This is a genomic window from Pseudanabaena biceps PCC 7429 (assembly GCF_000332215.1).
Lineage (GTDB): Bacteria > Cyanobacteriota > Cyanobacteriia > Pseudanabaenales > Pseudanabaenaceae > Pseudanabaena > Pseudanabaena biceps.
Map to the genome: position 1 here is coordinate 1 of NZ_ALWB01000315.1, position 4990 is coordinate 4990.

3 protein-coding genes and 1 pseudogene are annotated in these 4990 nt (G+C 42.7%); 2 read left to right on the forward strand and 2 right to left on the reverse strand.

Going from position 1 to position 4990, the window contains the following annotated elements:
- Positions 1-348: 348 nt before the first annotated feature.
- Entirely contained in the window at positions 349-1128 is a 780-nt protein-coding gene (gene rpsB / locus PSE7429_RS21530) for a 30S ribosomal protein S2 (protein ID WP_009629489.1), read from the forward strand.
- Positions 1129-1200: 72 nt separating this feature from the next.
- On the opposite strand, the gene PSE7429_RS21535 is transcribed toward rpsB, so the two are convergent.
- Both PSE7429_RS21535 and PSE7429_RS23960 read right to left on the reverse strand, forming a co-directional pair.
- A complete protein-coding gene (locus PSE7429_RS21535; RefSeq protein WP_009629490.1) occupies positions 1201-2418 on the reverse strand; it encodes an anhydro-N-acetylmuramic acid kinase in 1218 nt (405 codons plus the stop codon).
- A 38-nt stretch (positions 2419-2456) separates the two neighbouring features.
- Positions 2457-3470, reverse strand: a complete 1014-nt coding sequence (locus tag PSE7429_RS23960) for a ribonuclease T2 (RefSeq protein WP_009629491.1) — start codon at positions 3468-3470, stop codon at positions 2457-2459.
- 329 nt (positions 3471-3799) lie between these two features.
- Here PSE7429_RS23960 and PSE7429_RS21545 point away from each other — a divergent pair.
- Positions 3800-4543: pseudogene (locus PSE7429_RS21545) on the forward strand (alpha/beta fold hydrolase); the annotation flags it as partial.
- Positions 4544-4990 lie beyond the last annotated feature (447 nt).

Below are 4990 nucleotides of genomic sequence, written 5' to 3' on the forward strand. Positions count from 1 at the left end.
GCAAGGCTTTTACTTTTGGGCTTTTAAAATTTGCCAGCTTAACCCGAACTGAAGTTAAGAAATGGCTATACCATTTCTTAACTTGAAAATCCTTACGAGGTTTAATTTTTAATTCACAAATATGTTGTCACACTTTCGTGAATTGGTGTTAGGTCTTAGAAAACTTGACCGCAAATATATTAAGGCGATCGCTTTAATATCGTCATTTTGCTATTGAGCCACTTATGCGCTATCCTAGACAAGCTGTTAAAAAACACACGCTTGAGGTTTCGGGTGTTTAGAGTTACTTGTAACTACTAGATTCCATCTCAGGCGCAAGGATAAACCCGAACACAGGAGAAAATTTAAATGGGAGTCGTAACCCTAGCACAATTGCTAGAGTCAGGAGTTCACTTCGGGCATCAAACCCGTCGCTGGAACCCCAAGATGGAGCCTTACATCTTCACCGAGCGTAATGGCGTTCATATTATTGACCTCGTGCAAACCGCACAGTACCTCGAAGAAGCCTATGCCTATTTGCGTCAAGCTTCTGAGCAAGGTAAAAAGGTATTATTTGTGGGCACCAAGCGTCAAGCTGCTGGGCTCATCGCTCAGGAAGCAGCTCGCTGCGGTAGCTATTACATCAACCAACGCTGGTTGGGTGGAATGCTTACCAACTGGACGACCATTAAGACCCGTGTCGATCGCCTCAAGGATCTCGAACGTCGCGACGAAAGTGGCGCACTTGATCGCTTACCTAAGAAGGAAGCATCGACTCTTCGCCGTGAAATGGAAAAACTGCGCAAGTATCTCGGTGGGATCAAGCTTATGCGTAAGCCCCCCGACATTGTGATCGTAGTCGACCACAAGCGCGAATACAATGCTGTTCAAGAATGCCAAAAGCTCAGAATTCCCATCGTTTCATTGCTTGACACCAACTGCGATCCCGATAGCGTTGACATTGGGATCCCTGCCAACGATGACGCAATTCGCTCGATCAAATTGATCGTCGGCAAGCTTGCTGATGCTATCTATGAAGGTCGTCATGGCGATATCGAAGATATCGAATATGAAATCTCTGCCGAAGAAGCAGAAGCCTATGTCGAAGATGAAGCGATCATTACTGGCGATGAAGAAGAAGAAGTTTAAAGCTTCATAAAAAATCTATCGCATAAATAAATCGCATAAATAAAGAGAGGATGCAAAGCATCCTCTCTTTATTTATGCGATCTTGCCCAATAAAACCGATCGCTTCGCACCTGTGACGCTGGGTAAATTACCATCGCGCTCTTTCAGTCGCAGGTATCCTAAAACAGCAAAAGCGATCGCCTCTTTACTATCACCATCAAGCCCTAGAGCATCGGTACGCATGACCATCGCAGGGGCTAACAAATCCTGTAAACGCTCCAGCAAGTAACTATTGCGTCCGCCACCACCACCAACTAAAACTTCATCGGGAAATGTGGGTAGGAAATCTCGATAGCTTTTGGCGATCGCTCGGGCCGTAAATTCTGTCAGCGTCGCCATAATATCGTAATTGCTTAAATTTTGGCATTCCCCCAAACAATTGTCTAAATAGGCAGGGCTAAATAACTCTCTCCCCGTCGATTTTGGTGGTGCGGCTACAAAAAATTCTTGTTGTAGCCATCGGTCAATCAATACTAAATCTGGCTTCCCCTGACGGGCGATCGCTCCATCGCGATCAAAGGGTTCACCAAATAATTTTTGGGTCGCCATATCGATCAGTACATTGCCCACAGCATTATCAAAGCCAAATACGCCACCAGCGTTAAAACCAAGCTCTGTATCAGCTTCTGTATCAGCTTCTGTATCAGCTTTGATATCAGCTATGGAACTTGGAGGCAAATAGGTGACATTACTAATGCCACCTATATTTTGGCAAGCGCGATATTTGTGGGGATCGGTCAATAACAAGGCATCCACCATAGGTACTAGAGGCGCACCATGTCCACCTGCTTCGATATCTGCCGTCCGAAAATCAGAGATCGTTTGAATTCCCGTCAATTCAGCAATTACCGCTCCTCGCCCCAGTTGTACGGAGTAACCTAACTCCGTTTTACCATTCTGATGATCACCAATAGCAGGGGGGCGATGAAACACCGTTTGTCCGTGGGAAGCAATTAGATCGGGTAAGCGATCGCCATGGTGCATAATGGCGATCGCCGCTTGGGAAAAACTCTCGGCAATGCGATCGTCGAGTTCGCATATTTGTTGTAGCGATCGAGGCTCCCCCGCACAAATGGCAAGGATTTCCGACCGCAGATCCGCTGCATAGGGATAGGTATGTCCTGCAATGAGTTTAGTTTTGAATTGACCTTGACAATCAACTATTTCCACCAAAGCCGCATCGATACCATCGACCGATGTCCCACTCATTAAACCAATTGCTAATACTTCTGTCCCTAGAGCTTTACCCATGCTATTAACCGATCCTTTGTCTCGACGATTACCAAGTATTACAAACCAACCGCGTCAACAATCACGCGATCGCAAGATAGCCCACCACTGGGAACCAACACATCAGCTAGCTTTTGACCAGCTAGGGGACGCTTGATCTTTAGTCTGACTTCAGACACAAGACTGTCTTCTTTGCCACATTTTAAGTTTAAGCTACCCGAAGCTCCATCACCAAAACTACTATCAAAAGCCCGTTTTACATCCGTTAGAGTAACAGTCTTACCAATATTAGATGCAAACAAATCTCTTACCTGAGAAGCGTTAAATTCTTCTACTAAACCAATGGCAAGATCGTAGTAAGTATCTGCATTACGTCCATCACAGGTTCCATGTTTGTACCATTCATGGCGATCTAAATTAGATACGATGCCTGGCATGACTTTTGATAACTCAGCTTTGGTTTGAGCATCAGTCTGTACAGGAGGCAAAGATGACCAATTGCCAGTTTCGTCTCTATTGATGTCATCTGAACTCACACCGCAATAGGAAAGCTTATCTGGCCAAAGACCATGCAAAGTAAAATTAGTTGCATCATAACTAGTAGGTGATTGTTTGATGCATTCAGTCTTATTGGGGTGGGTTTGACAAAAAGATGATTGCCAAGATAAAGCTAGCAAATACCGATCGGCACAACCTTGAATAGGGCAACTCTGATTACTCTGGGCATTATCCTCTTTACTATTACCAGCTACTATAGGTTTAGTAGTAGGTGCAATAGCAGTAGGCTGAATATCCCCATTAAGATCGTTTAAGCTCAATTTGCCACAACTTTTGGCAACCCATTTGTTGATTCCATCGATTTTAATTGCAACAAAGTCTCCATCTTGTCTATTCATTCCAGTCGCACTATAGACTTCCCCAGCCTTAAGACTTACTGGTTCACTTTGATTTTTAATACCAGCATAAGCCACACAATTATTAGCAACAAACTTACCTTTAATAGGGTAATCAGCATAGCTAAACTGTTGCCCTAGTAGGAGGAAAGCCAATAATAAACTAATGATAAATCTCATATAACTTGCTATATATGACTAATAGTTGATATGTAATTTATCATATTCAGTCTATTTGGAATTTAAAGTTGTTTTAAGCATTGTTTAAATACATTTCCACACTTAAAAATTAAAATTAAATCCCCAAAATAATGACGGTGTAAAGCACCGCCATTATTTTTTATTATCCTAAGTAGCTGGGCGCAGTTAAATATAAAATCCTAAAACCTGCGGCGTACGCTGCGCCCCCACAGTCTTTTGGGTTCTATATTTAATTACGCCTAGCTACTTAAGAAAGATAAGATGAATACTTAAGTTACTTACTCATTAAGTACCCAAAGAGGCGGATAATGTCGATCTTGATACTGGTTATTCTGCTAGTTTTTACGACACTTTATCAAGCAATTTCTAGTTGCTTAGAGAATAAGCGATCGCCAATAGGTCAACTGATTGATGTTGGTGGCTATCGGCTGCATCTATATACTTTAGGAGAATCCCAGCCGACAATTGTTCTAGACCATAGTTTAGGCGGCGTAGAAGGGTATCTCCTGATAGAAGAATTAGCCACAATAGGACGAGTATGTATCTACGATCGCGCAGGATATGGATGGAGCGACCATAGTCCGCATCCTCGCACGAGCGAGCAAATTGTACAAGAGCTAGATATAATGCTAACTCAAGCAAAAATCGAGCCGCCCTATATTTTAATAGGCGATTCTTTTGGTAGTTACAATATCCGACTATATGCTCATTTGTTTCCTCATAAAGTTTTAGGACTCATCTTCACTGATGGACTTCATGAGATAGGAATGCTGAATATGCCATTTCAACTAAAGGCGCTCAAGTTGTTTTTTCTGTCAGGCTTTGTGATGTCTATTTTGGGATCAGCCTTGGGGATTATCCGATTATTAAAAACATTTAGAATATTTGAATTAATCAAGCCAGAGTTACAAAACTTTTCCGAAGCATCTCGCGATCGGGTAAAGCGCTCTTTTTGTCTTCCGAAACATTGGATCACGATGAGCCAAGAGATTACCAATCTAGATAAAAGTTCAGAGCAAGTAAGCGTTGCCAAGTATGTTGGGGCATTACCCAGGGAGCATCTCAATTAGGCACTGAGTATAAATACTTAGGAGAAAAGAGGGATAAAATAGAAATAAATTAACCCGTCCAAGCAAATGACACCAGAAGAAAAAGGAAGACTTGAAGCCTGCACCAGAGAGATAGCGGAAATCCTGTATCGGAATGCAGAAGCAAAGATGCCGAGCAATTGAAACGCTAGAAGGCATAGAAATAGCCGTGAGAGAGCAAATGCTGGAAAACGTCAGTCCAAAGGTGGGAATTTTTTGTCGAAAAAAGCAGTGGGACAAAAGCAGGGAAAGAAAGAAAATTAAAAAGCTGTATCGGTGAATTAAAGCTGAAAAGCAAACAAGCGAAGAAGTTGCAAGTGCAAGCCAGAGCGAGATTAAGCCCACAACTAGAAAAATGCTGCCTATTGGTAAGTGCGAGTGAGTCCTACGCCAGAACCACGATTAATGTTG